At 64.7% G+C, this 26,542-nt stretch carries 24 protein-coding genes, 1 tRNA gene and 1 riboswitch; of the genes, 12 read left to right on the forward strand and 13 right to left on the reverse strand.

What is annotated here, in order from left to right; all coding sequences use genetic code 11:
• Window positions 1–40 precede the first annotated feature (40 nt).
• Window positions 41–379, reverse strand: a complete 339-nt coding sequence (locus ACTEK7_RS13875) for a P-II family nitrogen regulator (protein WP_008142802.1) — start codon at window positions 377–379, stop codon at window positions 41–43.
• Window positions 380–639: 260 nt separating this feature from the next.
• Here ACTEK7_RS13875 and ACTEK7_RS13880 point away from each other — a divergent pair, with 260 nt between their 5' ends.
• On the forward strand, window positions 640–1,518 hold the full coding sequence (locus tag ACTEK7_RS13880) for a DUF4339 domain-containing protein (RefSeq protein ID WP_036038878.1): 879 nt from the start codon (window positions 640–642) through the stop codon (window positions 1,516–1,518).
• A 30-nt stretch (window positions 1,519–1,548) separates the two neighbouring features.
• On the opposite strand, the gene tesB is transcribed toward ACTEK7_RS13880, so the two are convergent.
• Window positions 1,549–2,412, reverse strand: a complete 864-nt coding sequence (gene tesB, locus ACTEK7_RS13885; RefSeq protein ID WP_036003028.1) for an acyl-CoA thioesterase II — start codon at window positions 2,410–2,412, stop codon at window positions 1,549–1,551.
• Window positions 2,413–2,617: 205 nt separating this feature from the next.
• Here tesB and ACTEK7_RS13890 point away from each other — a divergent pair, with 205 nt between their 5' ends.
• Complete coding sequence (locus ACTEK7_RS13890) at window positions 2,618–3,838, forward strand: ubiquinone biosynthesis hydroxylase (protein WP_036024268.1); 1,221 nt, start codon at window positions 2,618–2,620, stop codon at window positions 3,836–3,838.
• A 67-nt stretch (window positions 3,839–3,905) separates the two neighbouring features.
• On the opposite strand, the gene ACTEK7_RS13895 is transcribed toward ACTEK7_RS13890, so the two are convergent.
• Together ACTEK7_RS13895 and ACTEK7_RS13900 are read right to left on the reverse strand one after the other, a co-directional pair.
• The gene (locus tag ACTEK7_RS13895) at window positions 3,906–4,103 is read right to left on the reverse strand and encodes a Trm112 family protein (protein ID WP_036003042.1); all 198 of its coding nucleotides are present in this window, start codon (window positions 4,101–4,103) and stop codon (window positions 3,906–3,908) included.
• Window positions 4,104–4,160: 57 nt separating this feature from the next.
• Entirely contained in the window at window positions 4,161–4,691 is a 531-nt protein-coding gene (locus ACTEK7_RS13900) for a TetR/AcrR family transcriptional regulator (protein WP_036024363.1), read from the reverse strand.
• Between the two features lie 90 nt (window positions 4,692–4,781).
• Here ACTEK7_RS13900 and ACTEK7_RS13905 point away from each other — a divergent pair, with 90 nt between their 5' ends.
• Entirely contained in the window at window positions 4,782–5,132 is a 351-nt protein-coding gene (locus ACTEK7_RS13905) for a hypothetical protein (protein ID WP_036003036.1), read from the forward strand.
• 353 nt (window positions 5,133–5,485) lie between these two features.
• Window positions 5,486–7,987 carry an EAL domain-containing protein gene (locus ACTEK7_RS13910; RefSeq protein WP_225148211.1) on the forward strand — a complete coding sequence of 834 codons (2,502 nt, stop codon included), beginning with the start codon at window positions 5,486–5,488 and terminating at the stop codon, window positions 7,985–7,987.
• Between the two features lie 135 nt (window positions 7,988–8,122).
• Here the strand turns inward: ACTEK7_RS13910 and ACTEK7_RS13915 are convergent, their stop codons facing one another.
• Both ACTEK7_RS13915 and trxA read right to left on the reverse strand, forming a co-directional pair.
• The gene (locus ACTEK7_RS13915; RefSeq protein WP_036003016.1) at window positions 8,123–8,800 is read right to left on the reverse strand and encodes an LON peptidase substrate-binding domain-containing protein; all 678 of its coding nucleotides are present in this window, start codon (window positions 8,798–8,800) and stop codon (window positions 8,123–8,125) included.
• 105 nt (window positions 8,801–8,905) lie between these two features.
• Window positions 8,906–9,829, reverse strand: a complete 924-nt coding sequence (gene trxA / locus ACTEK7_RS13920; protein WP_225148212.1) for a thioredoxin — start codon at window positions 9,827–9,829, stop codon at window positions 8,906–8,908.
• A gap of 272 nt (window positions 9,830–10,101) precedes the next feature.
• On the opposite strand from trxA, the gene ACTEK7_RS13925 reads away from it, so the two are divergent.
• From ACTEK7_RS13925 to ACTEK7_RS13950, 6 genes are all read left to right on the forward strand, one after another.
• Window positions 10,102–10,176: transfer RNA gene (locus ACTEK7_RS13925), tRNA-Gly, on the forward strand.
• Window positions 10,177–10,448: 272 nt separating this feature from the next.
• A complete protein-coding gene (locus ACTEK7_RS13930) occupies window positions 10,449–10,703 on the forward strand; it encodes a hypothetical protein (protein WP_036003012.1) in 255 nt (84 codons plus the stop codon).
• Window positions 10,700–11,428, forward strand: coding sequence for a Fic/DOC family protein (locus ACTEK7_RS13935; protein WP_225148213.1), 729 nt, complete (start codon window positions 10,700–10,702; stop codon window positions 11,426–11,428). Before ACTEK7_RS13930 ends, ACTEK7_RS13935 begins: the two co-directional genes overlap by 4 nt.
• On the forward strand, window positions 11,425–12,411 hold the full coding sequence (locus ACTEK7_RS13940) for an NAD-dependent epimerase/dehydratase family protein (protein WP_225148214.1): 987 nt from the start codon (window positions 11,425–11,427) through the stop codon (window positions 12,409–12,411). Before ACTEK7_RS13935 ends, ACTEK7_RS13940 begins: the two co-directional genes overlap by 4 nt.
• 381 nt (window positions 12,412–12,792) lie before the next feature.
• Complete coding sequence (locus ACTEK7_RS13945) at window positions 12,793–14,067, forward strand: PQQ-dependent sugar dehydrogenase (protein ID WP_036003007.1); 1,275 nt, start codon at window positions 12,793–12,795, stop codon at window positions 14,065–14,067.
• 191 nt (window positions 14,068–14,258) lie between these two features.
• Window positions 14,259–14,855, forward strand: coding sequence for a c-type cytochrome (locus tag ACTEK7_RS13950; protein WP_225142298.1), 597 nt, complete (start codon window positions 14,259–14,261; stop codon window positions 14,853–14,855).
• 90 nt (window positions 14,856–14,945) lie between these two features.
• On the opposite strand, the gene panE is transcribed toward ACTEK7_RS13950, so the two are convergent.
• The 4 genes from panE to ACTEK7_RS13970 form a co-directional block, all read right to left on the reverse strand.
• Window positions 14,946–15,869 (reverse strand): 2-dehydropantoate 2-reductase, encoded by a 924-nt coding sequence (gene panE / locus ACTEK7_RS13955; protein WP_225127941.1) that lies wholly within the window; start codon window positions 15,867–15,869, stop codon window positions 14,946–14,948.
• 99 nt (window positions 15,870–15,968) lie between these two features.
• Window positions 15,969–16,577, reverse strand: a complete 609-nt coding sequence (locus ACTEK7_RS13960; RefSeq protein ID WP_193374950.1) for a 2-hydroxychromene-2-carboxylate isomerase — start codon at window positions 16,575–16,577, stop codon at window positions 15,969–15,971.
• A 101-nt stretch (window positions 16,578–16,678) separates the two neighbouring features.
• Window positions 16,679–18,028 (reverse strand): MATE family efflux transporter, encoded by a 1,350-nt coding sequence (locus ACTEK7_RS13965; protein WP_225148215.1) that lies wholly within the window; start codon window positions 18,026–18,028, stop codon window positions 16,679–16,681.
• 88 nt (window positions 18,029–18,116) lie between these two features.
• Window positions 18,117–18,713: a DUF2239 family protein gene (locus tag ACTEK7_RS13970; RefSeq protein WP_225148216.1), complete on the reverse strand. Its 597-nt coding sequence runs from the start codon at window positions 18,711–18,713 to the stop codon at window positions 18,117–18,119.
• Window positions 18,714–18,864: 151 nt separating this feature from the next.
• On the opposite strand from ACTEK7_RS13970, the gene ACTEK7_RS13975 reads away from it, so the two are divergent.
• Window positions 18,865–19,530 carry a glutathione S-transferase family protein gene (locus ACTEK7_RS13975; protein ID WP_036002974.1) on the forward strand — a complete coding sequence of 222 codons (666 nt, stop codon included), beginning with the start codon at window positions 18,865–18,867 and terminating at the stop codon, window positions 19,528–19,530.
• A 30-nt stretch (window positions 19,531–19,560) separates the two neighbouring features.
• On the opposite strand, the gene ggt is transcribed toward ACTEK7_RS13975, so the two are convergent.
• Window positions 19,561–21,312, reverse strand: coding sequence for a gamma-glutamyltransferase (gene ggt / locus ACTEK7_RS13980; protein ID WP_225148217.1), 1,752 nt, complete (start codon window positions 21,310–21,312; stop codon window positions 19,561–19,563).
• A gap of 100 nt (window positions 21,313–21,412) precedes the next feature.
• Between ggt and ACTEK7_RS13985 the strand changes: the two genes are divergently transcribed.
• Window positions 21,413–22,798 (forward strand): MFS transporter, encoded by a 1,386-nt coding sequence (locus ACTEK7_RS13985; RefSeq protein ID WP_225148218.1) that lies wholly within the window; start codon window positions 21,413–21,415, stop codon window positions 22,796–22,798.
• Window positions 22,799–22,919: 121 nt separating this feature from the next.
• Here ACTEK7_RS13985 and purH read toward each other — a convergent pair whose 3' ends face one another.
• Complete coding sequence (gene purH, locus ACTEK7_RS13990) at window positions 22,920–24,512, reverse strand: bifunctional phosphoribosylaminoimidazolecarboxamide formyltransferase/IMP cyclohydrolase (RefSeq protein ID WP_225148219.1); 1,593 nt, start codon at window positions 24,510–24,512, stop codon at window positions 22,920–22,922.
• Between the two features lie 24 nt (window positions 24,513–24,536).
• Window positions 24,537–24,618, reverse strand: a riboswitch (ZMP/ZTP riboswitch).
• Between the two features lie 59 nt (window positions 24,619–24,677).
• Window positions 24,678–26,396: a heparinase II/III family protein gene (locus ACTEK7_RS13995; RefSeq protein WP_036002964.1), complete on the reverse strand. Its 1,719-nt coding sequence runs from the start codon at window positions 26,394–26,396 to the stop codon at window positions 24,678–24,680.
• Window positions 26,397–26,542 lie beyond the last annotated feature (146 nt).

Here is a 26,542-nt window from a genome sequence, read left to right on the forward strand (position 1 = left end):
TGTGGCGTCGTTGCCCGGTGCAATCGAAGAATAATTTGTGTTAAAGCGCGTCGCTGTCGGTCTCACCGGTGCGGATGCGCAGCGCGTGGTCGATCGGCGTGACGAATATCTTGCCGTCGCCGATCTGGCCGGTGCGCGCCGTCGCGGTGATCACGGCGACCGCCTTGTCGGCGACGTCGGAAGCGACCGCGATCTCGATGCGCAGCTTCGGCAGGAAGTTCACGACATATTCGGCGCCGCGATAGATCTCGGTGTGGCCCTTCTGACGGCCATAGCCTTTCACCTCGGTCACGGTCATGCCGTGCACGCCGATCGCCGTCAGGGCTTGGCGGACCTCATCGAGCTTGAAGGGTTTGATGATCGCGACGACGAGTTTCATGGTCAGGCCTATTCCCCGGGATGCGCCGCGCCGTATGTCCCCGGCGCTGCGTCAATCTGGCATCTTTCCGGGCAAATGGCACAAAAAAGTTGCAGATTGAAGCGGAAAAACGTTTGGCCAAGGGCGGTCATGTGAACGGCCGCCTCTGTACAGGGCAGCTGTTCATCATTCACAATGCATTTTTGGCATGGATGCGGTGAACCCAGGCGTGAACCGAAGCGTCCCGGCCGGTACATACGTAAGTTCGAGGGGGACGTTCCATGGCGAGTTGGTTTTACGCATCCGAGGGCAAGCAGCAGGGGCCCTTTCCGGAAGGGCAATTCCGCGACCTCGTTGCGCAGGGCGTCGTGCGTCCGGACACCCTGGTCTGGACCGAGGGCATGGCCGGCTGGCAGAAGGCCGCCGAAATTCCCGGCCTGATCGGCGGCGGTGCGCCGCCGATGGTCCCGACGGGCGGAAGTGGCTATGGCGGCGCTGCCGGCTATGCAAGCGGTGGATCGCTCTCGGTCGATTTCAGCATCCTTGAATTCACCTGGCGCAGCATCGTCCTGCTGATCGGAATGATCTTCGTCATCCCGGCGCCCTGGGCCTTCGTCTGGTACACCAGATGGATCGTCTCCTGCGTGAAGGTCCCTGGGCGGCCGAACCTCAGCTTCACCGGCAATGCGATGACGTTGGTGCCGTGGTATTTCGGCTTCATCGTTCTCGCCATCGCGCTCGGCTTCGTCGGCAGCGAGATATTGAGCAATCTGCTGTTCATCGTGCAGATCGTGCTCTACTGGCTCCTGATCAAATGGATGGTCGCGAACCTCGCCTCCAACGAGCAGCCGCTGGGCCTCAGCTTCACCGGTTCGGTCTGGGCCTATATCGGCTGGAATCTGTTGTTTGCGATTTCCATCATCACCATCATCGGCTGGGCCTGGGTGGCCGCGGCCCAGATGCGCTGGTTCTGCCGCAACGTCGAGGGCACCCGGCGCGAGATCGTGTTCAAGGGCAGCGGCCTCGATATCCTCTGGCGCGGCATCGTGGCCGCCATCCTGATGTGCTTCATCATCCCGATCCCGTGGGTGTACCGCTGGATCATGAACTGGTTCGCCTCGCAGACCGAGCTCGCGCCGCGCGGCTCGCTCGGGGCATGATCTGAACGCTTCAGGCGCTGCTTGAAGCGATCAGGCCTTCCGTTCGCGCACCGAGCCTTCCTGCGCGACGGAGGCGACCAGCGTGCCGTCCGGCTTGAAGATCGAGCCGCGGGTCAGCCCCCGTCCCGATTGCGCGCTCGGCGAATCCTGCGCGTAGAGCAGCCATTCGTCGGCGCGGAACGGGCGATGGAACCACATCGCGTGGTCGAGACTCGCCGGCATCATGCGTTTGTCGAACAGCGTGCGGCCATAGCGCGCCATGATCGCGTCGAGCAGCGAGAAGTCCGAGGCGTAAGCGAGCGCGCACATGTGCAGCGCCGGATCGTCGGGCAGCTTGGCCGCGGTCTTGATCCAGACGTGGATGCGGCCGTCGTCGATCTTCTGGCCGAAATAACGGCCGAGCTCGACCGGGCGCAGCTCGATCGGCCGATCGGATTCGTAGTAGCGGCGGATGAAGTCCGGCATCTCCTTGAACATCGGCTGCTTCGCCACCTCCTCCGCCGTGAGCTTTTCCGGCGGCGGCACGTCCGGCATCTTGTCCTGGTGGTCGAACGCAGTCTCCTCCTCGGCGTGGAACGAGACCATGATCGAGAAGATCGCATTGCCGTGCTGGATCGCGGTGACGCGGCGGGTCGAGTAGCTTTTGCCGTCGCGCAGGCGCTCGACCTGATAGATGATCGGGATCTGCGGATCGCCCGGCAGGATGAAATAGCAATGCAGCGAATGCGGCAGCCGGCCCTCCACGGTGCGGCAGGCCGCGACCATCGCCTGCCCGATCACTTGGCCGCCGAACACCCGCTGCCAGCTCGTCTTCGGGCTGTTGCCGCGGAACAGGTTCACCTCGAGCTGCTCGAGGTCGAGTATCCCGATGAGGTCGATCAGTCCTTTGGACATGATGGTGCTTTCCAGTGATGCCTCATTCCGGGGCGCACGCGGTGCGAACCCGAAAATCTCGAGCTGATAAACCTCCGGATTCCGGGTACGCGCGTTGCGCGCCCCGGAATGACGGAACGAAGGGCTAGCGGTCCTCGTTTCACCGCACTGTTTCGCCCAGCTCAAGTCTGCTAGCAAGACCGAGAATTGTCCGGGAAGCTTTGGTATGTCGGTACAGGGTAGCATTGTCATCGGTGGCGGCGCGTTTGCCGGCCTTGCGCTGGCCTTGGCGCTACGCCAGGGGCTCGGGCCCGAGATCCCAATCATCGTCGCCGATCCCGCGCTCGGCACGCGGCCGAGCCGCGACCCCCGCGCCACCGCGATCGTCGCCGCCTGCCGCCGCCTGTTCGAGACGATCGGCGCCTGGGACGACGTCCGGGGCGAGGCCCAGCCGATCCTCGACATGGTCGTCACCGATTCCAAGCTCGAGGACGCCACCCGCCCGGTGTTCCTGAACTTCGCCGGCGACGTCGCGCCGGGCGAGCCCTTCGCGCATATGATCGAGAACCGCCGCCTGATCGACGCGCTGGTGGTGCGCGCCGAGGCCGACGGCATCGATCTTCGCGCCACCCCGGTCGCCTCCTACGATGCGCGCACCGACGGCATCGAGGTGACGCTCGGCGACGGCAGCGTGATCGCGGCGGGCCTCTTGGTCGCCGCCGATGGCGCGCGGTCGAAGCTGCGCGAGCGCGCCGGCATCGTCACTCATGGCTGGGAGTACGATCAGTCCGGCATCGTCGTCACCGTCGGCCACGAGCGCGATCACGAGGGCCGCGCCGAGGAACACTTCCTGCCGGCCGGCCCGTTCGCGATCCTGCCGCTCACCGGCAAACGCTCCTCGCTGGTGTGGACCGAGCGCCGCACTGAGGCCGCGCGCATCATCGCCCTCAGCGACGAGGAATTCCACGCCGAGCTCGAGCAGCGCTTCGGCCTGCATCTCGGCGAGGTCAAGGTGCTCGACAAGCCGCGGGCGTTTCCGCTGTCTTATTTCGTCGCGCGGTCCTTCATCGCCGAGCGCCTCGCGCTGGTCGGCGACGCTGCCCATGTCATCCACCCCATCGCGGGCCAGGGCCTCAACATGGGCCTGAAGGACGTCGCTGCGCTGGCGGAAGTGGTGGTCGATGCCGCGCGGCTCGGCCTGGATATCGGCGGGGCGGACGTGCTCGAACGCTACCAGCGCTGGCGCCGGTTCGACACCATGGCGATGGGCGTCGCCACCAACTCACTGAACTTCCTGTTCTCCAACCAGTCGACGCTGTTGCGCACGGTGCGCGACATCGGCCTCGGCCTCGTCGACCGCGCCCCGCCGCTGAAGAACCTCTTCATCCGCCAGGCCGCAGGCCTCACCGGCGAGGTGCCGCGGCTGTTGAAGGGCGAGGCGTTGTAAGGGCGAATGGTGAGTAGCGAGTGGCGAGTGGACCCATTCGCCATTCGCCACTCCCCACTCGCTGTTATCAATCGATCTTGCGCGCCTCTTCCGGCAGCATGATCGGGATGCCGTCGCGAATGGGATAAGCGAGCTTGGCGCTGCGCGAGATCAGCTCCTGCCGCTCAGCATCGAATTCCAGCGGGCCCTTTGTCAGCGGGCAGACCAGGATCTCCAGCAATTTTGGATCGACGCTGGCTTCGGGACGTTCGGTGGGCGCGTTCATGGAAGTCTCCGGCACTTGCTTGCCTTTAGCATAGAAATTCGCGCCCGCCATCGCGCTTTAGGCGGAGACCATCGCCAGGAGCTCGTCGAGCATGGTCCGCAGCCGCGCGGCCGGGATTGACGGGCCTGACAGGGCGAAACCGAGAAATGTCCAGTACAGGATCTGCGCGCGGGCCTGCGCCGTTGCCGGGGCGAGTCCCCGCTTCTGCAGCAGCTCCTCGATATAATCGAGCCTGCGGCGATCGATGGCACGCACCGCCCCTTGCGCGCTAGCATCGAACGCCGCCCAATTGCGCACCGCGCGTTCGAGGTCGAGCCGCGCGCCGAAGGATCTCCGCAGCAGCATCTTGACCGGCTCGTCGCCGGCGGCTTCGACGTCGGCGATGATCCGCTCGGCCGCGATCTCGCGCCAGCGCTTCAGCACCGCGGCGTGAAACGCGGCGAGATCGGCGAAATGCCAATAGAAGCTGCCGCGCGATACGCCCATGGCCTTGGCGAGCGGCTCGGCCTTCAAGGCCGTGAAGCCGCTCTTGGCCAGGGCCTTGAGGCCCTGGCCAGTCCAATCGTCAGCGGAGAGCTGTTGGTTCATGTCGTTTCCCGGAAGCGCACCATACACTAGTGTATTGACAAGCGCTTGGCCAGACGCTATCGAAACATACATGAGTGTATGGAGGCGTCGATGCGGGATCTGCTGCTCCAGTGTGCGGGCGTCGTGACCATCGCCGTTGCGCTCGTTCACGGCTACCTCGGCGAAGCCAAGGTCTTCGCCCGCGCGCGCATCGAGCCGGAGCGCCTCCGCACCTTGATCCGGCTGGTGTGGCAGGCCTCGACCGTGGCCTGGATCGGCGGTGGCGTGCTGCTGATCGCGGCGCCGTGGATGCAATCGGAGCCGGCTCGTCACTGGATCGTCGCGACCATGGCCTGCGTGTTCGGCTGCTCCGCCCTCGCCAACGCATGGGCGACGCGGGGCCGGCATTTCGGCTGGATGGCGCTCAGTGCGGTCGTCGTGATGTCGGTTGCCGGGTACTAGAACTCATCTAAAGCGGACCAGATCCGTTACCGATCGACCAGGCATTCTTCGGATGCCGTCATCGTCCTGGTCGTGCTCCACGTTGCTGGTGTGGCGCTGATAGGACTCCTGCAGCGCGATGATCACCGGACGCAAGCGCATCCGCGTCCATCTCCAGTCATCCGCAAACGCGCGCAGCGGGCTTCCGGCGCGACCGGCGCGCGGAACGTGTTAGCCCCACAGATCAAATTTTACGGACGGTGTTGGCAAGCCGCTAAGCATGCGATCAGGCGCGGCACAAAATTAACGCGAAGGGCGATTAGCCGGTCCAGCATCGACAAACATCAACAATATCGACGATGGGGCGAAACTGAATGTTCCGCGTTTTCTCCTGCCTTACGGCCGAACACGATTGGCGGCTCGTCGTGCTCGCTGCTCTGGTCTGCTTCGTTGCCAGCATCGTCGCGGTCAGCATCTTCCACCGCGCGATCGCAACGCGCGGGAGAACCCGGTGGATCTGGATCGCCATTGCCGGCGCGGCCATCGGATACGGCATTTGGGCTACGCATTTCGTCGCGATGCTCGCCTACGAGCCCGGGGTCACGACGGGCTACGGCATCGTGTTAACGGCGTCCTCTCTCGCGGCGGCAATGCTGCTGACCTCGGTCGGCTTCGGCGTCGCGGTCGTCACGTCCGGCCGCTGGCGCGCGGCGGCTGGCGGCGTCATCATCGGTGGCGGCATTGCCAGCATGCACTATCTCGGAATGTGGGCGCTCGAAGTGCCGGGCCGAGTCTCCTGGTCCGTGGACCTCGTGCTCCTCTCCATCGTTCTGGGCATGTGTTTTGGCTACGCTGCGCTGGCGGCAGCGCTCACCCGTCAGGGTTATAGCGGCACGCTGGCAGCCGCCACCCTGCTGACGCTCGCCATCGTGTCGCATCACTTCACGGCCATGGGCGCCGTGCAGATCACACCGGATCCGGCGCTCGCGACCGATACGCTTTCGCTGTCTCCGGCCTTCCTCGCGCTCGCCATCGCCGGCGTCGCATTGTCCGTGCTGGGCATGAGCCTGATCGGAGTGCTGGCCGATCGTCGTCTGGCGACCAGAACCGCCAAGTTCGAGGAGATCATCAGCCAGCTCTCCATCGCCCGGCAGCAGCTCGAAGGGTCGCAGAACGAGCTCAAGGAACAGAAGCTGAGGCTGGACACGGCCATCAACCATATGGTCGAGGGCCTTTGCATGTTCGACGCCGGGAAGCGGCTCGTCATCTGCAACGAGCGTTACGCCCGTTTGTACCGGCTGCCGCCGGAATTGCTGCGTGCGGGAACTCCGCACCGCGACATCATCCGTCATCGCGTCACCAGCGGCATACTCGAAGGCGAGGCCAGCGATTTCGCCGCCGAACGGCAGATCGCCAGGCTCGAAGCACTGCCGATCCATGCCGTCTCGAGCCGCATCGATGCGTTCGCCGATGGGCGGCTGATCTGCGTGACGCGGCAGCCGATGGCCGGCGGCGGCTGGGTGGCTACGCATCTGGATGTCACCGAGCAACGCCGGTCCGAAGCGAAGATCACCTACATGGCGGAACACGATGCGCTCACCGAGCTGCCGAACCGCGTGCTGCTCAAGGCGCGTCTGGAGCCTGCACTTGCCGATACGCGTGGCGGAAATCTCCATCTGGCGGTTCTCTTGCTCGATCTCGACCGCTTCAAGGAGGTCAACGACACGCTCGGACATCCGGCGGGCGACCTGCTGCTGCGCTCGGTCGCGGCGCGCCTGCTGGATTGCATCAGGGAGACGACGTTCGTCGCCCGACTGGGCGGCGACGAATTCGCAATCGTGGACTACGTGACCAATCCGGTTGCGGACGCGGCCTCTCTCGCCGAGACGATCCATGGCGCGCTCAGCGAGCCGTTCGATCTCGGCGATCATCAGGTCGTTATAGGCACCAGCATCGGGATCGCCCTTGCGCCCCGAGACGGCGCCGATTCCGACACGATCCTCAGGAGCGCAGATCTTGCCCTCTACTCGGCCAAGAGCGGCGGACGTGGTGCATTCCGCTTCTTCGAGCCGGAGCTGGACCGGCTCCTGCATGCGCGCCGCAACCTGGAGCGGGATCTGCGGAAGGCGCTTGCGAGGAGCGAATTCGAGCTCCACTACCAGCCGTTCGTCAATTTGAAGAGCGGCGAGACCTGTGGCTTCGAGGCGTTGCTGCGTTGGCACCACCCCGAGCGGGGTCTGGTCTCGCCCGGCGAATTCATTCCCGTCGCGGAGGAAACTGGCTTGATCCTGCCGCTGGGGGAATGGGTGTTGAGAACCGCCTGTGCCGAAGCGGCAAAATGGCGTTCCGACCTGAAGATCGCGATCAACCTGTCTCCAGCGCAATTCAGGAGCAAGGAGCTCGTGTCGACGATCGTGAGCGCACTGGCGGCGTCGGGGATTGCTTCAGACCGGCTCGAGCTCGAGGTCACCGAAACCGTCATCATGCATGACAGCGGGACCGTATTCGCAGCACTCAGCCAGCTGCGCGAGCTCGGGGTGCGGATTGCCCTCGACGATTTCGGCACCGGCTATTCGTCGCTCAGCTTTCTGCAGAAGTTTCCCTTCGACAAGATCAAGATCGATCGCAGCTTCGTCAGCGAGCTGTCCAGTCCGATGGAGGAGCCCCATCGGATCGCGCGGGCCGTGGTCCAGTTCGCCACGAGTCTCGGTAAGACGTCCACCGCCGAAGGCGTCGAAACCGCCGAGCAGCTGGACATCCTGCGCCAGGAGGGCTGCGTCGAGGCCCAGGGCTTCCACCTCAGCCCGCCGATACGGGCCTCGACGATCGCACGGCTTGCGGATCGAAAGGCCGAGGCCGGCGAGTTTGCCGCATAGAGCATGATCCGGACCCGAAGGGCCGCGTCAGCGCAAAGTGTGTAGCGGTTTCCGAAAAGATCATGCTCAAACCAAAAAACCCAAAGCGCGATGAGGATTTATCCTAATCGCATCGCGCTTTGGGTCGCTTGACGATCACTGCAGCGGCGGGTCGCCGCTAGTGCGCTTCTTGGCGAGGTCCATCTCGGTGACGGCGATCAGGATCTCGGCGCGGGTCTTCAGGTCGGGCGCCTCCAGCATGGCCTGCTTTTCCGCGGGGCCGTAGGGCGACATCATCGCGAGCGCATTGACGAGGGCTTCATTGGGCGCGCTCTCGACGCCCTCCCAGTCGACCTTGAGGTTGTTGGCCTTCAGGAAGTCCGCCAGCACCGCCAGCAGCGCCTCGCGGTCGACCTCCTCCTCGCCGCGGCGCGCGGTGAAATCGTCGACGTAGGCGAAGAAGTCCACCTTGCACTGCCGATAGGGGGTGAGCACCTCGAGCTCCTCGACCACCTTGAAGCGCGAAACGCCGGTGAGCTCGAGGATGTAGCGGCCGTCGCCGGACTCGGCGAGCTGGGTGATGCGGCCGACGCAGCCGACGCGGAACAGCGCCGGCTTGTCGGAATCCTTCCGCGAATGCGCGATGTCGGGCTGGATCATGCCGATCAGGCGATGGCCGTCGCGGAAGGAATCGTCGACCATCGAAAGGTAGCGCGGCTCGAAGATGTTGAGCGGCATCTGGCCGCGCGGCAGCAGCAGCGCGCCCGGCAGCGGGAAGACCGGAATGATCTCCGGGAGGTCGGCGGGCCCGCGATATTCGATGTTGATCGGCATCTGCCCGGTCCCCTGGCGTTGCTAGCGCATGATCCGGATCCGAAGGACCGCGTTAGCGCAAAGTGTGGAGCGGTTTTCCGAACAGATCATGCTCAAAAAAGGCCGTTACGAAAACAGGATCGTCGACAAACGTTTGCGGCCTTCGACGGTTGCATCATCCGTGCCGCCCCAGGCCTCGAAGAACTGCACCAGCTGCTTGCGGGCGCCGTCGTCGTTCCATTTGCGGTCGCGCTTGATGATCTCGAGCAGCTGCTCGGTCGCCGCCGCGCGGTTGCCTTGGGCGTTGAGCGCGGTGGCGAGGTCGAATCGGGCCTGATGATCGAGCGGGTTTGCGGCGACTTTCTGTTCCAGCTCGGCAACCGGTCCGAGCGATTTCGCCTGCTCGGCGAGATCGATCGCGGTCTGCACCGCCTTCACGGCCGGGTCGTTGCGCTTGGATTCCGGCACCATGGCCAGCGTCTGCTTGGCCTGCTCCATCGCGCCGGAAACGGCGTAGCACTTCGCAAGGCCCGCCAGCGCCGCGATGTTGGTGGAATCATGCTGCAGCGCCTCGGCATAGATCTGCGCCGCCGCCGCCGCGTCGCCCTCGGCGAGCATCGCGTCGGCCTCCTGCACGATCTCGGCGACGTTGACCTCGCCCGGCGCGGTGACGCCCTTGGTCAGCCGCTCGATGAAGGCGTTGACCTGGCTCTCCGGCACCGCGCCCATGAAGCCGTCGGCCGGCTGGCCGTTGACGAAGGCGATCACGGCCGGGATCGACTGGATGCCCATCTGGCCCGGGATCGCCGGATGATGGTCGATGTTCATCTTGACCAGCTTGACCTTGCCCTTGGCCGCCTTCACCGCCTTCTCCAGGACGGGGGTGAGCTGCTTGCAGGGGCCGCACCATTCTGCCCAGAAATCGATCAGCACGGGCTGGCGCTTCGATTCCTCGATAACGTCCTTCACGAAGGTCTGGGTGGTGGTGTCCTTGATCAGGTCGGCCGCAGCCGGGCCCGCCGCTCCGTTACCCTGGTCGATGATCGTCACGGGATTCCCTCGTCATGTCTGGAATGGCGGCTCTTTAGCACGCCGCCGCGTCATATGCTTGTGGTCGGCTCCTAAATTGGGCCGAATGGGCCGAATTTCAATCCAGGTCCCGCGATTCGCCGGTTCCGGGGCGTTTCCGGTCGATTTGCCCCAGCTTCGGGCTCCATATGGCGCCTCAAATGCGAAATGATGCCGCCCGTAGCTGTTGCATTCCCCTCCCGCTTTTGGCATACGACAGCCGTTGTCGGCGCGTCACGCGACCGACACAGGATGCGGGTGTAGCTCAGTGGTAGAGCACGACCTTGCCAAGGTCGGGGTCGAGGGTTCGAGCCCCTTCGCCCGCTCCAGTTTTTCCTAGGCTGGCCTAGGAAGCGCTCTCCAACCTCGGAGAGCATTGTATGAGCCTCAAAGACTCCAAAGGGCAAGCGCGAGCTGTTGTTGGGCATGAGCCGCCTCGTGCGGCGATTTGCTGTCCGCGCTTGCGAGAGCGGCCTCAAACCGAGGCCGGAGCAATTTTGAAGGTGTTTCGGTAGTTTACGGGCAAGTGAAGACGCCGGGAAGGCAGCAACTCAATGGATTCTCAGGCCTTGGTTCACTATATTTGGGGAGAGGAGTTTCCATGTCTGCTCAGCGCTCCGCCACCAAGGCCCAGTATACTGCTGGTGTAATCCAGCGGTTGGCGGCCGCTAACAACGTGGCAGTGATCGCGACATCGAACGATGTCTTTGCCCATCACGTGACGCGGCTCTCCGGCGATGACGTGAATTTCGATCCTATCGAGAATACCATCGTCGCACTCCAGCGCGCCGGGATTTTGGATCGTGTCCAAGCGGTGCGTCTTCAAGCGCGCTATCTTCGCGAAAGCCGTCTGTGACGTTTGATCCGTTTGGAGATTTTGCGACGCGCGGTTATTTGCGCAACGTCGCGAAGGCCAAAGATCCCGGAATCGTTCAGCGCCTCCTGCACAATTCCTTTCTGACCGGCATCGATGCAGCCTTGGATCATCTCAAGGCGCAGCCTTCCCTAAGCTACGCCGATGTCCTCCAAACACACAAAACGCTCTTTGAAGGAGTGTTCCCCTGGGCTGGAGAGGACCGTCATACGAACGCGTCCCACATCTTCGTAAAGAAGGGCTCTGTGATCTTCGCCCATCCCAATGACATCCGCAAAGCTATCGACTACGCGTTGGAGAAGGGACAAGACGAGGCGTTCATGGCGGAAAAGCCCGGCGAAGTGATGGGCTATCTCGCCTATGGCCATCCATTCCTGGACGGCAATGGCCGCACTATCATGCTGATCCATGCGGAACTTGCGCGGCGTGCAGGCATCAGCATCGATTGGGCCGCCACGGACAAAGTTCAGTATCTCGCAGCCCTGACGCAGGAGCTCGAAGAGCCGGGCAAGGGCAAACTTGATGCTTACCTTAAGCCATTCATCCGCAAGGGCTCGGAGAGCAACATCGCCGACGGGATCAAGGCCGCGCCGGGCCTGGACGGCGGCAACGCAGACACAGTCGCAGGCGAGACGAGCAATCCAATGCTCCAGGCGCAATACGAAGAGCAAAAAGCCAAGCGCAACGGCGGGCGAGACTTGCAATGACAATCCTGGTCACCGGTAGCGCTGGCCATCTCGGGGAGGCGGTCCTGCGGACGCTCCGTGGGCGCGGGTCGCCCGCCCGCGGCGTCGATCTCAAGCCCTCCCCCTTCACCGATGCCGTTGGCTCCATCGTCGATCCCGCCTTCGTGCGGCGCCAGATGGACGGCGTCACCGCCGTGGTCCACACCGCGACGCTGCACAAGCCGCATGTGGCGACCCATTCCAAGCAGGATTTTGTCGACACCAACGTGTCAGGAACGCTGAACCTGCTCGAGGCGGCAGTCGCGGCCGGCGTGAAGAGCTTTGTCTTCACCAGCACCACCAGCGCATTCGGCTCGCAGCTGCGGCCCGAGGCGGGACAGGCGGCGGTGTGGGTCACCGAGGAGCTGCCATCGGTGCCGAAGAACATCTACGGCACGACCAAGCTGATGGCCGAGAACCTCTGCGAGCTGTTCTTTCGCGAGCGCGCGCTACCGATCGTGGTTCTGCGGACCTCGCGCTTCTTTCCGGAGGACGACGACGACCCGGCGATGCGGTCGGCCTACACGCTGGAGAACGCGCAGGCCAACGAGCTGCTCTACCGCCGGCTGGATATCGCGGACGCGGTGAGCGCGCATCTAGCCGCCGTCGAGCGCGCGCCCGGCATCGGCTTCGCCCGCTACATCGTCTCGGCGACGAGCCCGTTCCAGCAACGTCATCTCGGAGCGCTGGCGCGCGATGCCGCCGCTGTCGTGCGCGAGCTCTATCCGGAGTGCGCGCAGCTCTATGCGGCGCGCGGCTGGCGGCTCTTCCCCGCGATCGACCGGGTCTATGTCAACGAGCGCGCGCGGCGGGAGCTCGGCTGGCGACCCGAATTCGACTTCGCCCATGTGCTGCGCAGCCTGCGCGATGGCCGCGACTTCCGCAGCACGCTGGCGCGCGAGGTCGGATCGAAAGGCTATCACGACACGCTGTTCGACGACGGACCCTACCCCGTCGCCCCGTGAGCGCCGCGATTATTTTACTCGACGCTTCAAATGATTGTCCGGCGTCACCGCGCGCGGATCAACTTGCGCAGTTCTACTGTGCATGGGGTTGTTTTCGCACTTTTGTATGCCCACCCCGGCGGACCGCCTGACGACGTTGCGCGCGCGCTGTTGATTCCGCGTTGCAGCGCGAGGCGCGGTCGTCGCAGCGTTCATCCGTTCATTGACATTCCGTCTCAATTTTTGCTGCGCGCAGCCGCGCTGCATCCGGCGCGCTTCTCACGATGGGCAGATGTGCTAACCTTTTTGCGCCTGTCGTCCCGACGGGCTCAAGACTTCGCCTCTCGACTAGCAAAAGAAAATAATGCGCAGCCCTGACGGCTGCCTTAGGGGAGTGATGCGATGACATCGATGTTCCATCGATCCGTGTTGGCGCTTGCAGCCGTGGCCCTTCTCGCGGGGACCGGCGCCGGCAACGCGCAGCAGCAGGACAAGAACAAGCCGCTGAAGAAATACGATTCCAGCACCAAGGAGTTCTGGACCCATCCGCCGGATGACTGGTTCCTCGGTGACGAGACCGAGGCGCAGAAGGGCCTCGCGCCGCCGTCGGGCCCGCCGACCGGCGCCTCCGACGCCGAGCTCGCCAACATCGTCAAGAAGATCAAGCTGCCGCCGGGCTTCAAGATCGAGGTCTACGCCTCCGGCGTGCTGGCCGCGCGGCAGATGGCCTGGGGTGACAAGGGCACGTTGTTCGTCGGCTCGTTCGGTCTCGGCAACGTCTATGCCATCAAGGACAACAACGGAAAGAAAGAGGTCAAGACCGTCCTCAAGGGCCTGAACATGCCCACCGGTCTCGCCTTCAAGGACGGCGCGCTCTACGTCATCGCCGTCGACAAGCTGATCCGCTACGACAACGCCGAAGCCAATCTCGACAATCTCGGCCAGGGCAAGGTCGTCTATGACGACATGCCGTCCTATGCCGCGCATGGCTGGAAATACATCGCGGTCGACAAGGAAGGCTGGTTCTTCCTGCCGTTCGGCCCGCCCTTCAACATCGGCATTCCGCCGACCAGCGTGTCGCAGATCCGGCGCGTCGATCCCAAGACCGGCAACGCCGAAATCTGGGCGCTCGGCGTCCGCAACTCGGTCGGCGGCGACGTCGATCCGCGCACCGGCAAGCTCTGGTTCACGGAGAATGCCCGCGACTGGATCAGCGATGATCTGCCCTCGGACAAGCTGAACATGATCAACCGGATCGGCGAGCATTTCGGCTATCCCTATTGCCATCAGGGCAATCTGCCTGACGACAAGTTCGCGATGGGCCACAAATGCTCCGAGTTCACGCCGCCCGTACTGAACCTCGGTGCCCATGTCGCACCGCTCGGCATGAAGTTCTACACCGGCGACCAGTTCCCCGCCGACTACAAGAACAACATCCTGATCGCGGAGCACGGCTCCTGGAATCGCCACAAGTACCAGGGCGCGCGCATCGTGCGGGTGATCGTCGGGCCTGACGGCAAGAACCCGAAGCGGGAGGTCTTCGCCTCCGGCTGGCTCGAGGGTGACCAGGGCTATCTCGGCCGTCCCAACGACATCATCATCGCCAAGGACGGATCAATCCTTGTGGCCGACGATTGGGCCGGCGCGATCTATCGCATCAGCTACAGCAAGAAGTAGCGCGACCTGACGGAGAAAGCTGCGACCGGGTGACGGCCGCAGCTTCTTCCGTTTCAGTGCCTCATGCTGTCGTTCCGGATTGCGCCGCAGCGCAAGTCCGGAACCCATAACCCCGGCTCGTGGTTATGGATTCCGGGCTCGTGCTCCGCACGCCCCGGAATGACGAGCTCGATAGATCGGAATCCTCCCCCATGCGCCGGCAGATCATTTCGCACGCAATCAGCGCGGTTGCGCTCCTGACGCTCGACGCCTTCATCCCGGCTACGGCCGCCGACAATGCCGCGATCAAGGAGAAGGCCGCCGCCTGCTCCGGCTGCCACGGCGAGAACGGCATTTCGCAGACCGAGAACATCCCCTCGCTCGCCGGCCAGCCCGATCAATTCCTGCAATGGCAGCTCGTGTTCTTCCGCGCCGGCGCGCGCAAGAACGATCAGATGCAGCCGATCGTGGAAGGGATCACCAACGAGGACATCCGCAATTTCGGCGCTTACTTCGCCTCGTTGGCGCCGCCGAAGGGACCCGAAGACGGGGATCCCGACCTGTCGAAGAAGGGGGCGCAGGTGGCCGCCGGCCGCCGCTGCGCCTCATGCCATACCGACAGTTATGCCGGCACCAAGGCGGTGGCGCGGCTCGCGGGGCAACGTGAGGAATATCTCGTCAAGGCGCTGCACGATTACAAGGCCGGCCAGCGTGTCGGCGGCGGCGTCGCCGCGATGGCCGACGTCGCCTATCACATGAGCGATGAGGAGATCACCGCCGTCTCGCACTATCTCGCGCACTTGAAATAGCGCTGAGCTGTTTCGTCAATCGCAGCTCGTCATCCCCGGGGCGCGACACAGTCGCGAGCCCCGGGACGACACCGAATGTGTGGTTACGCCCTACCCCGCCCGCTGCCTCTCATACGCCTTCAGATGCGTATAGGCGATGCGCAGCTTCGGCACCGGCACCTTGGCGGAGTCGGCGCGCGCGATGAGATCGCCAATGACGTGATCGGCCTCGACAGGCAGGCCGGCCTTGATGTCGCGGAACATCGACGCCGTCAGCGGCGAGCCCTCGGTGGTGAGATTGCCTTTGACGCGATCGAAGAACGGGCCGCCCGGCGGATAGCCGGACGCCGTGGCAACCGCGCTGGTCTCATCCAGCATGCCGAGCAGGAACTCCCGGCCGCCGGGCGCGGCGAGGATATTGCCGACGGACGTCCGCATCAGGCTGGTGCTTGCTGCGAGCGAGGACAGGAACACCCACTTCTCCCACATGTCCTGCATGATGTTCTGGCTGGCGCTGGCGCCATTGATGCCGCTCTTGAAGGCCTCGTCGATCGCCTTCACCCGGTCCGACATCCCGCCGTCGCGCTCGCCGTAGCTGAGCGACTGCATCGGCTGGAGCTGCACCACCTCGCGCTTCTCGTTCAGCGTGGCCGCAATGGCGCAGAGGCCGCCGAGTACGCGCTCCTTGCCGAACTTCGTGTCCAGCGTGTCGAGATGCTTCATGCCGTTGAGCATCGGGATGATTGCGGTGTTCGGCCCCACCGCGGGGACGAACGACTTGATGGCATCGTCGAGGTCGAATGCCTTGCAGCTGAGCAGCACGACGTCGAACGTGTCCTTGATTGCGTCGGCCTGAACCGTCGGCGGGTTCTTCAAGGTCACATCGCCGTTCGGGCTCTTGATGACGAGGCCGGCGCTCGCGAGCTCGTCGGCGCGGCGAGGCCTAACCAGGAAGGTCACGTCGCGGCCGGCCTGCAACAGCCTGCCACCGAAATAGCCGCCGATGGCGCCGGCGCCGACCACGAGGATGCGCATGGGAGAACTCCGCTTTTACTATTGGCGAATGGCGAATAGGGAGTAGCGAATAGTGGGCGCGATTTCCACTCGCTATTCGCTACTCGCCATTCGCGCGCTTCACTTTCCCGACACCATCTCCTCGACCTCGCGCAACTGCTCCTTGCCGAAGAACATTTCATTGCCGACGAAGAAGGTCGGCGAGCCGAAGGCGCCGCGGGCGACCGCCTCCTCGGTGTTCTTGATCAGCTTGGCCTTCACCTCGGGTTCCCCGGCGCGGGCGAACAGCTTTTGCGCATCGAGACCAGACGACGCCAGCGCCTTCGCCGCGATCTCGGGATCGTCCATCTTCTTCGGCTCGCGCCACATGTGGTGGAAGGTGGCCTCGACATATGTCTCGAACACGCCCTCGAGCTGCGCTGCGATCGCTGCGCGCATCAGGTTCAGCGTGTTGACGGGAAAGTGCGGATTCCAGACATAGGGCTGGACATGGAAGCGTTTGATGAAGCGCTCGGTCTCGACCTGCTGGAACTCCCGCTTGTTCTTGATGCCGGCGAGCGTCTCGGCCGGCGACTTGTTGTTGGTCGACTTGAAGATGCCGCCGAGCAGGATCGGCACATATTCGAACTTGACGCCGATCCGCTGTTCGATGGCTGGAATCGCCAGGTGGCTGAGATAGGCGTTGGGGCTACCGAAATCGAACAGGAATTGCGGGGCGGTGCGGGTCAAAATCATTCTCCCTGGCCTGGCTTTCTGAGCGGCTTTTTCTCATTGTGGCGCAGGCCGCGCCACAGGTCTATCGTTTAATGACGGTCATAATACTTTGACCGTCAGATCAGGCGCTGCATCGCCCGCTTGCGCCACACCAGATGGTAATAGCCCATCTGCAGAATCAACATGGCGCAGAACACGATGGGATAGGCGGCCCACACGCCGGTCAGGCCGACCGTGTGGCTGAGGATGATTGCAGCCGGCAGCTCGATTGCGGCGATCGCGAAGATCGACAGCAGCATCGGCGTCAACGCGACGCCGGCGCCGCGCATTGCGCCCGAGAACACCGTGGCGAGCCCGAACGGCACCGAGCTCCACAAGGCGATGTTGAGCAATCCCTTCGCCAGATCCAGCACGGCGCCGTCGGTGATGAAGATACCGAGCACCGCGCGTGGCGCGAGGTAGATCAGCGCCACCAACCCGCCGGTCAGGACGATATTGAACGCAAGGCCCATCCGCACGATGCCGTCAAGCTGGGCCCGGTCGCCGCCGCCGACGGCCTGGGCGCCGAGGATCGAGACCGCGATCGAAATCGACATCGCCGTGAACTGGGTGTAGCCCATCACCTGGTTGACGGCGCCATAGGCCGCGGTGGCATTCGAGCCGAAGCCGTTGACGAGGCCGAGCAGCACAAGCTCGGCGATCGCCATCACCACCATGCCGATCGCGCTCGGCAGGCCGATCCCGAGGACTTTGCCGAGCACGGCGCCGTTTAGTCGGAGGTGACGCAGCAGCGTCGCATCCGGCGCGAGCGCGTGCTTTCTCCGCAGCAGATAGGCAGCCAGCACGATCAGCGTCAGCGTGTTCGCGATCGCAGCCGCCCAGGCAGGACTGGTGATGCCGGCCACCGGCAATCCGAACGTGCCGCGGATCAGCATCGGCGTCAGGATCAGGCCGATCGCCGTCGACAAGGCCAGCGCCAGCAGCGGTGTCACTCCATCGCCGACGCCGCGGATCATCGCCGTCATCAGCAGGAAGATGAAGCCGAGCGGCATCGTCAACAGCATGATGCGCGCATAGGCGCTGGCTTCATCGAGAATGTCCGCGGGCGTGGCGAGCATGGCCATCAGGGGTCGGCTGAAGATCCCGCCAACGAGTGCAATCGCTATCGAGAGCAGCAGGCCGACGGCGAGTGTCGTGCCGACGATGATCTTGATCCGGCCATGCTCGCCGGCGCCGAAGGCCTGGCCGATCAGCACGGTGGCGCCGGTGCTGAGGCCCATGACGAAGGCGAACAGGAAGAACATCACGGGGAAGAACGCCGAGACCGCGGCGAGCGCGTCGACGCCGATCATCTGGCCGAGATAGACGTTGCTGACGGTGCCGAACAGCGATTGCAGCGCGTTGCTCAGCATCAGGGGTGCGAGAAAGCGGAGGAATGTGGTCCAGAGCGGCTTTGCGGCAGACATGGCATTGGCCTTTCATCAGGGCGTGCGAAGCCGTTGCCGCGCAATGCGCGGCTCGGCCGTCGATGGGGCGTGAGAAGCGGCGCGCGGTTTAAGCGCGGTCGCTGTAGGCGAGCTTGACGATGTGGTCGCGGATGTCGGTCGGCCAGTCGGCGATCAGGCCGGTGAAGCGTCGCCGGTCATCCGCGAACAGGGCGCGCGAGGCTTCCTCGAACTGCGGCAGATCGCCGGCCATGGTCGACATGAAGTGGTAGGCCGCATCGCGCGCCTGCCGCTCGCGGTCCTTGTCGCCGCTGGCGCGCCTGGCTTCGTCGACGAGCTTGCGCAGCGCGACCGAAGCGCCGCCGGCCTGTGCGTTGAGCCACTCCCAGTGCCGCGGCAGCAAGGTCACCTCGCGCGCGACCACGCCGAGCTTCGGCCGGCCGCGACCGCGCGGCTCTGCGGGTGCTTCGGCCGCCTCAGCCGGCGGCGGGACAAGCTTCGCCAAGCGCGCCAACACCTCGCGATCTCCACCACGCAGATCGAAGTCGATCGATCGGCCCGTGGCGTCCTCGAAGATGATGATTGGCTCGTCCGGCTGTGACGCCACCCGCTTGACGACCAGCGCGACCTCTCCAGCCGGCCCGGACACCAGGCGGCGTTGTCCCTGGAAAGCGGTGAAAAATTTCTGCATTGGAATCATTGCCATTTTGACGATGCTGGGTTTCTTAATACCCGGGTAAATTACTCGCGTCAATATACCCGGATAAAAATATCAGCAGCGACGGCTCGACAATGTGTTCCCGGGCTGGCACCAACGGCGCGGCCGATGACCACGACCAAGCCTTGAGGACCCCGCGATGCTGACCGTTCACCACCTCAACAATTCCCGCTCGCAGCGCGTGCTGTGGCTGCTCGAGGAGCTGGGCGTTCCCTACGAGATCGTGCGCTATCAGCGTCAGCCGGACATGCGCGCGCCGAAGGAGCTGCGCGCCATCCATCCGCTCGGCAAATCGCCCGTCATCACCGACAACGGCAACACCATCGCCGAATCAGGCGCGATCATCGAATATCTCATCGCCACCTACGGCAACGGGCGGCTGATCCCGCCGCCGAACACGCCGGAGCGGCTGCGCTACACCTATTGGCTGCACTATGCGGAAGGATCCGCGATGCAGCCGCTGCTGCTCAAGCTGCTGTTCACGCTGATGCCGAAACGTGCGCCGGCCTTGCTGCGCCCGCTGGTGCGCAAAGTCTCCAACCAGGCGCTGACCGCGCTGGTCAATCCGCAGCTGAAGCAGCACATGGACTATTGGGAAGGCGAGCTCGGCAAGAGCGAATGGTTCGCCGGCAGCGAGTTCACCGCGGCTGACATCCAGATGAGCTTTCCGCTCGAAGCCGCCCAAGCTCGCGGCGGCCTCGAGCAGGGCCATCCCAAGGCGATGGCGTTCCTGGAGCGCATCCACGCCCGGCCTGCATATGCGCGCGCGCTGGAGAAGGGCGGGCCGTATCAGGTCGGGCGGTAAGCTCCCTTACCCCGTCATTCCGGGAGCAGGTTACTGCCCCGCCGCCTCCGCGCCGCGCGTGCGCGGATCGGCTGCGCCCAGCGTTCCGTTCGGCGTCACCAGAATCGAGTTGGCAGATGTCTGGCCCATCGGCTCGACGACGAGGTGCCCCATCGCCTTCAGCTCGAGCAGCACGCCCTCGGGAAAGCCGCGCTCGACGCGCACTTCATCCGGCAGCCATTGATGGTGCAGCCGCGGCGCTGCGACCGCGGCTGCAACATCCATCTCGTAGTCGAGCACGTTCACGATCACCTGCAGCACGGTCGAGATGATGCGGCTGCCGCCGGGCGAGCCCGTCACCAGCACCGGCTTGCCGTCCCTCAGCACGATGGTCGGTGACATCGACGACAGCGGCCGCTTGCCGGGTCCGGGAAGGTTCGCTTCGAAGCCGACGAGGCCATAGGCATTGGAGGCGCCGATTGCCGCGGTGAAATCGTCGAGCTCGTTGTTGAGCAGCACGCCGGTGCCGTCGGCGACGAGGCCGACGCCGTAGCTGAAGTTCAGCGTGTAGGTGTTGCTGACGGCATTGCCGCGGGTGTCGACGACGGAAAAATGCGTGGTGTTGCTGCCCTCACGTGGCGCGGCAGGAGAGGCCACGAGCTCTTTTGACGGCGTGGCGCGTTCGGGGGAAATGTGCGCGCGCAGCTTCGCGGCATAGTCCTTCGCAATGAGGGTCTCGATCGGCGCGTTGACGAAGGCGGGATCACCGAGATAGCGGGCGCGATCGGCATAAGCGCGCTTCATGGCTTCGATCAAGAGATGCAGCGACGCCGCCGATCCCTGCTTCAGATCGGCCAGAGGGAAGCCCTCGAGGATGTTGAGCGTCTCCATCAGCACGACGCCGCCGGATGAGGGTAGCGGCATCGACACGATGTCATAGCCGCGGTAGCTGCCACGCACCGGCGTGCGGATGACCGGCTGATAGGCCTTGAGGTCCGCCGGCGTCATGATGCCGCCGGCATCGGTCACGGCCTTGGCGAGTTTCTCGGCGACCGGCCCCTCGTAGAATCCCCGCGGCCCCTGTGCAGCGACGGCCGCCAGCGTTTCGGCGAGATCGCCCTGCACCAGCCGATCGCCTTCGCCCAGCGGCGTGCCGTCCGGTCGCGAGAAGATCCTGGCCGAAGAAGGCCAGCGTGCCAGCCGCCGGTGCCAGCTCGGCAACGTATCGGCCATGTCGTCGCTGACGATGAAGCCATCGCGTGCGAGCCCGATCGCGGGCGCCAGCAATTGCGCCAGCGTGAACTGACCCGAGCCATATTTCTCGAGCGCGAGCGCAAGGCCGGCGACGGTGCCGGGCACGCCGATGCCGAGCGCGGAATCCCGTGACTTCGCCACGTCAGGCTTGCCGTCGGTGCCGAGGAAGATCTGCGGCGTGGTGGCGGCCGGCGCGGTTTCGCGATAGTCGATCGTGATGTCTTCATTGCGATCGGCGGAATGGATCACCATGAAGCCGCCGCCGCCGATATTGCCGGCACGCGGATAGGTCACGGCCATCGCGAAGCCGGTCGCGACCGCAGCGTCGATGGCATTGCCGCCGCGCCGCAGGATGTCGGCGCCGATCTGCGCGGAGATCTTCTCCTGCGCCACCACCATGCCGTGCTCGGCGGCGACGGCGCGCACCGCCTCGCGTGCGGGCGGAACATAGCCCTGCCGTGCATCCTGAGCGGTCGCAGGGGCGAGACCGAGCACCAGGACGGCAATGGCGGCTAAAAATCTCCGCCGTGTCGAATATGACGACATCATCAAATTCCCGCCGTGGCGTTGCACCGGTTCACACCCGTCACTGTAATGCTATACCGTTTGCTCTAAGAGAGGCAAAACTGTTCGTGATGGGTGCTGCGTGATGACGACAATCGCTCCGGATGCGCGCATGGCCGGCGTGGCGCGGACCTATCCGCCGCGCGCCGCCGTCGTGAGTTGGATCTTCTTCGATTGGGCCGCGCAGCCATATTTCACGCTGATCACGACCTTCGTGTTCGCGCCCTATTTCGCGACGGCCATTGCGCCAAATCCCGCCGCCGGTCAATCCTTGTGGGGCTTTGCGATGGCGGCCGCGGGCCTTGCGATCGCGCTGTTGTCGCCGGTGCTCGGCGCCATCGCCGACGCTTCGGGCCGCAGGAAACCGTGGATCGCAGGTTTCGGTACGGTGCTTGTGCTGGCGTCCTGCACGCTCTGGATCGGCAAGCCCGGCGATCATGCCGTCATTCCGCTGATGCTCACCGCAGTTGCGCTCGCCAGCGTCGGTGCGGAATTTGCCACGCTCTTCAACAACGCGATGATGCCGACGCTGGTGCCGCCGGAGCGGATCGGTCGTCTCTCCGGCACCGGCTGGGCCACGGGCTACATTGGCGGCATCGTCAGCCTGATCATCGTGCTCGGCCTGCTCGCCGCCAATCCCGAGACCGGCCGCACGCTGCTCGGCGTCACGCCGCTCTTCGGCCTCGATCCCCTCACACGTCAGGGCGATCGTGCCGCGGGGCCGCTGACTGCGCTGTGGTTCATCATCTTCGTGACGCCGATGTTCCTGTTCACGCCGGATTATCCGGCGAAGCGCCCGCTGGGCGAGGCGTTGCGCGAAGGCCTGTCGGAGCTGAAGCAGTCGATCAAGAGTCTGCCGAGGCAGAAATCGCTCGCGGCATTCCTGCTCGCCAACATGATCTACACCGATGGTCTGGTGTCGCTGTTCGCCTTCGGCGGCATCTATGCCGCGGGCACCTTCGGCTGGCACACCATCCAGATCGGGACGTTCGGCATCATGCTCGCGATCGCCGGCGCGCTGGGCGCCTGGTTCGGCGGCAAGCTGGATGATCGTCTCGGGCCGAAGCGCGTCATCGCCGGCAGCCTGCTGGTCCTGCTGCTGTCGGTGGCCGCGATTCTCCTCGTCGACAAGGACAGCGTCCTGTTCGTCAAGACCGCGCCGCCGCAAGCGGGCGCTGCCCTGTTCTCGAGTACGGCCGAGCGCGCCTATCTCGTGCTGGGCTGCCTGATCGGTGCAGCCGGCGGCCCGCTCCAGGCCGCTTCCCGCACGCTGCTGATCCATCTCGCGCCGAAGGATCGCATCGCGCAATATTTCGGCCTGTTTGCGCTGACGGGAAAGGTGACGTCCTTCATCGGCCCGCTCCTGATCGGCCTGGTCACCGCGCTGACCGCTAGCCAGAAGGCCGGCATGGCCGTGCTGGTGGTGTTCTTCGTTGCGGGATTGGGGCTGTTGATGCGGGTGCGGGATTAGCCCGCATCATGCAACTCTATCCTCGTCATTGCGAGGAGCACTTGCGACGAAGCAATCTAGACCTTCCTTGCGGAGACAGACTGGATTGCTTCGCTTCGCTCGCAATGACGAGTCGATGGACTCAATGCCTGAAGTGCCGCGTTCCCGTGAACACCATGGCGATGCCGTGCTCGTCGGCGGCCTTGATCACCTCGTCGTCGCGCATGGAGCCGCCGGGCTGCACCACGGCGGTGGCGCCGGCTTCGATGCAGGCGAGCATGCCGTCGGCGAACGGGAAGAATGCATCCGAGGCCACCACCGAACCCTTGGTGAGCGGTTCGGCGAGCTTCAGCTCGGCCGCCGCATCCTGCGCCTTGCGCGCGGCGATCCGCGCTGAATCCACCCGGCTCATCTGGCCCGCGCCGATCCCGACGGTGGCGAGATCCTTGGCGTAGATGATGGTGTTGGACTTGACGTGCTTTGCCACCCGGAACGCGAACTTCAGATCACGCATCTCCGCATCCGTCGGCGCGCGTTTGGTCACGACCTTGAACGTCATGTCGTCGACCACGGCGTTGTCGCGGCTCTGCACCAGCAGGCCGCCGGCCACCGTCTTGGCGGTCAGGCCCGGCGCACGCGGATCGGGCAGGCTGCCGGCGAGCAGCAGGCGGAGGTTCTTCTTGCCGCCGATGATGGCGATCGCCTCTTCGCTGGCATCGGGCGCGATGATGACCTCGGTGAAGATCTTGGTGATCTCGCGCGCGGTGTCGGCATCGAGCGCGCGGTTCATCGCGATGATGCCGCCGAACGCGGACGTTGAATCGCAGGCCAGCGCCCTGCGATAGGCCTCGACGAGGTTCGGCCCTTCGGCGACGCCGCAGGGATTGGCATGCTTGACGATGACGCAGGCCGCGGTGCGCTTGGCGTCGAACTCGCCGATGCATTCATAGGCCGCATCGGTGTCGTTGATGTTGTTGTAGGAGAGTTCCTTGCCCTGGAGCTGCCGCGCGGTGGAGACGCCGGGGCGCTTGTCCGGCGTCGCATAGAACGCGGCGGTCTGGTGCGGGTTCTCGCCATAGCGCAGCGACTGGATCAGCCGACCGCCGAAAGCGCGGAAGTCGGGCGCGTCGATCTCGAGCTGGCGGTTGAACCAGTTCGAGATCGCGGCGTCATAGGCCGCAGTGCGGGCATAGGCCTTCGCCGCAAGCCGACGGCGCAGCTTGAGCGTGGTCGCGCCCTTGTTGGCGGCGAGCTCGTCGAGCACGGCCTGATAGTCCTGCGCCTCGACCACGACGGCGACGTCGTCATGGTTCTTCGCAGCGGCGCGGATCATCGCGGGGCCGCCGATGTCGATGTTTTCGATGCAATCCTCGAAGCCGGCGCCTTTGTCGACGGTGGCTTCGAACGGATAGAGATTGACGACGAGCAGGTCGATCGGCGCAATGCCGTGCGCCTTCATCGCCTCCGCATGCTCTTTGTTGTCGCGGATCGCGAGCAGGCCGCCATGCACCTTCGGATGCAGCGTCTTGACGCGGCCGTCCATCATCTCGGGGAAGCCGGTGAGGTCGGAGACGTCCTTCACCTTGAGGCCGGCCGCGGCAATGGCTTTCGCGGTGCCGCCGGTCGAGACCAGCTCGACATCGTGCGCGGCGAGCGCCTTGGCGAACTCGATCAGGCCGGTCTTGTCGGAGACGGAGAGAAGGGCGCGGGTGACGCGGCGGGGATGGTCAGTCATGAGCAAGATTCTCTGTTCAGGGAGTGTCTATGCCCAGGCGCGCGGCTTATATGTCCCGCGCTTCCCGATGGTGCTCCATCCAAGGTCGCCAGTCGCGCGAGCGAGCGCTCGATAGCAGCTTTCGCCGCTTTTCACAACGACGAGATAAGGCCGGATCGCACCTGTTTACAACGGAAGTTCCGGCTCCCGCCGGGCGTTGCGGCGGGCATTGGTCACCGCGGGCGAGGCGGTGGAGCGGACAAAACTCCAGCGGATCGACGGCGCCTGGCGGGCGTTCTGACGGATCACGATCTGGGCGGTGCGGCGCGGGCCGTCATTGCCGGCCAGGAATACGCTGTCCTCGAGATCGACCTTGTCGTCCAATGCCTCGAAGGTCCAGACGTCGCGGTTCGGCAGCACCAGCATGACGCCGCGCGCATCCGACAGCCGGCTTGCCTTCACTGCGGGATGCAGATGGAAGCGCAGCGCGAAATCGGCATCGGCGCCCTTGAAGCGTCCGCCCTGCGGCGGCGACAGCGCGTCCTCGCCGTCGATGCGCGCGCCGTCATTGGCGATCATCAGCACGCGGCGGTGGATCGCGCCGAACTTGGCGAGATAGCCGTCATGCGAGGTCGTGAGCAGCGTGCCGTTCTGCACGACCTCGCGATAGCTCTCGACCTCGACCGGGCCGCTGGTGACGGGCGCGCCGTGCAGGAGCCGCTTCATCGCCGACATCTCGACGAACTGGCATGACGACGACTCGTGATAGGTCAGCGTCGAATGCGCCGCCGTGCTGCGCGCGAACGGCCGCCAATTGTCGCGGCCGGTGGTCGGCATGCCGCAATTGGTGACGATGCGGCTGATGCCGGACGACAATTCGAACGAGAGGCAGCCGGCATGGGCGTCGTGACTGACGCCGGCCGGCGGCGGCGGGCCGGTGTCGATGATCACAGTGGTCTGGCCGGCATCGAGGCGCTGAAAGCCGGTATGCGGCATGTTCGCCATCGGTGCGCCGTGGGTGTCGTCATAGGCAAGCAGCGTGGCGAGCAGGTCGGACGAGGTCGCGCTCATGCCGTTGAACAGGGCGAAATTGCCGTCGCCGTGCCGGAAGAAGCGCAGCATCGGCATCATGCGGTCGATCGCATTGAGCAGGGCCGGCGGCGGCGCGATATTGCGCGCCGCAAAAGTCTGCCGCAGCGGCAAGAGGTCGATCAGGAGCTCGATCAGCGCGCCCGGATTGCGCGAGATGTGGCCGCCATCGGGCAGGATCTGCCGCTGCAATTCGTCGGACAGCTTCTTGGAGGCGCTGCGGATGTGACGCGTCTGGTTGGCGAGGCACAGCGACGCATAGCACAGCGCGATCAGCACCTGCAGCTTCGGCACCCCGTCCGGAATGTCGACCATGGTGTAGCGCAGGAAGCGGATCTCGCGCGCCAGCGCCCGCAAGTAACGACGGTAGAACTTGTTGTCGGTTTCGCTCAGCACCAGCGGCGCCTGCGAGAGCAGCGAAATCACGCGCCTCGCCAGTACGTCGGCGCGCCGCGCGACGGGGCGGCGCTTGTTGGCGGGATTCGAGATCCAGTCCTCGATCAGCGCGCGCGCATTCGCCCGCGTCAGCGCCGTATCGGCGGCGCGCAAGTGCCGCAGCCAGCCGAAGCCGAGCAGCGCAACCTCCCAATCCTCCGACGGCGGCTCGAGGTCGAAGATCGAGCGGCCATGGCAATTGACGATCTTGCCGGCGAAGACGAAGCGACCGGCATAGATCTCGGCAGCGCGAGTCGCATCCGCGGTCCGCAGGTCATGCGGCGCGATGATCAGCCGGTCGGTGCGGCCGGGCCAGACCCGCGACAGCACAACGGAACCGCCGCTCGCGCGCGCGAGCATGTTCCGCGCGAAGCGGTTCATGACCAGCGTCGAGATACGTCTGCGTTGAGCGACCGACACGCCTTGCCTTGATGGGGGAGAGGATCAGTGACGAATCCTTATTAATCCCAAAATCGGACGCCTGACACCACCTTGAACGGCGCGAATCAGGGTCGTGGTCGCAAAAT

The organism is Bradyrhizobium sp. JHI2711, from assembly GCF_056156565.1.

Excerpts from the sequence above, each read along its gene's own strand:
- ACTEK7_RS13875 (WP_008142802.1), bottom strand. The coding sequence starts at position 379 with ATGAAACTCGTCGTCGCGATCATCAAACCCTTCAAGCTCGATGAGGTC.
- ACTEK7_RS13880 (WP_036038878.1), top strand. The coding sequence starts at position 640 with ATGGCGAGTTGGTTTTACGCATCCGAGGGCAAGCAGCAGGGGCCCTTT.
- tesB (WP_036003028.1), bottom strand. The coding sequence starts at position 2,412 with ATGTCCAAAGGACTGATCGACCTCATCGGGATACTCGACCTCGAGCAG.
- ACTEK7_RS13890 (WP_036024268.1), top strand. The coding sequence starts at position 2,618 with ATGTCGGTACAGGGTAGCATTGTCATCGGTGGCGGCGCGTTTGCCGGC.
- ACTEK7_RS13895 (WP_036003042.1), bottom strand. The coding sequence starts at position 4,103 with ATGAACGCGCCCACCGAACGTCCCGAAGCCAGCGTCGATCCAAAATTG.
- ACTEK7_RS13900 (WP_036024363.1), bottom strand. The coding sequence starts at position 4,691 with ATGAACCAACAGCTCTCCGCTGACGATTGGACTGGCCAGGGCCTCAAG.
- ACTEK7_RS13905 (WP_036003036.1), top strand. The coding sequence starts at position 4,782 with ATGCGGGATCTGCTGCTCCAGTGTGCGGGCGTCGTGACCATCGCCGTT.
- ACTEK7_RS13910 (WP_225148211.1), top strand. The coding sequence starts at position 5,486 with ATGTTCCGCGTTTTCTCCTGCCTTACGGCCGAACACGATTGGCGGCTC.
- ACTEK7_RS13915 (WP_036003016.1), bottom strand. The coding sequence starts at position 8,800 with ATGCCGATCAACATCGAATATCGCGGGCCCGCCGACCTCCCGGAGATC.
- ACTEK7_RS13930 (WP_036003012.1), top strand. The coding sequence starts at position 10,449 with ATGTCTGCTCAGCGCTCCGCCACCAAGGCCCAGTATACTGCTGGTGTA.
- ACTEK7_RS13940 (WP_225148214.1), top strand. The coding sequence starts at position 11,425 with ATGACAATCCTGGTCACCGGTAGCGCTGGCCATCTCGGGGAGGCGGTC.
- ACTEK7_RS13945 (WP_036003007.1), top strand. The coding sequence starts at position 12,793 with ATGACATCGATGTTCCATCGATCCGTGTTGGCGCTTGCAGCCGTGGCC.
- ACTEK7_RS13950 (WP_225142298.1), top strand. The coding sequence starts at position 14,259 with ATGCGCCGGCAGATCATTTCGCACGCAATCAGCGCGGTTGCGCTCCTG.
- panE (WP_225127941.1), bottom strand. The coding sequence starts at position 15,869 with ATGCGCATCCTCGTGGTCGGCGCCGGCGCCATCGGCGGCTATTTCGGT.
- ACTEK7_RS13965 (WP_225148215.1), bottom strand. The coding sequence starts at position 18,028 with ATGTCTGCCGCAAAGCCGCTCTGGACCACATTCCTCCGCTTTCTCGCA.
- ACTEK7_RS13970 (WP_225148216.1), bottom strand. The coding sequence starts at position 18,713 with ATGGCAATGATTCCAATGCAGAAATTTTTCACCGCTTTCCAGGGACAA.
- ACTEK7_RS13975 (WP_036002974.1), top strand. The coding sequence starts at position 18,865 with ATGCTGACCGTTCACCACCTCAACAATTCCCGCTCGCAGCGCGTGCTG.
- ggt (WP_225148217.1), bottom strand. The coding sequence starts at position 21,312 with ATGATGTCGTCATATTCGACACGGCGGAGATTTTTAGCCGCCATTGCC.
- ACTEK7_RS13985 (WP_225148218.1), top strand. The coding sequence starts at position 21,413 with ATGACGACAATCGCTCCGGATGCGCGCATGGCCGGCGTGGCGCGGACC.
- purH (WP_225148219.1), bottom strand. The coding sequence starts at position 24,512 with ATGACTGACCATCCCCGCCGCGTCACCCGCGCCCTTCTCTCCGTCTCC.
- ACTEK7_RS13995 (WP_036002964.1), bottom strand. The coding sequence starts at position 26,396 with ATGAACCGCTTCGCGCGGAACATGCTCGCGCGCGCGAGCGGCGGTTCC.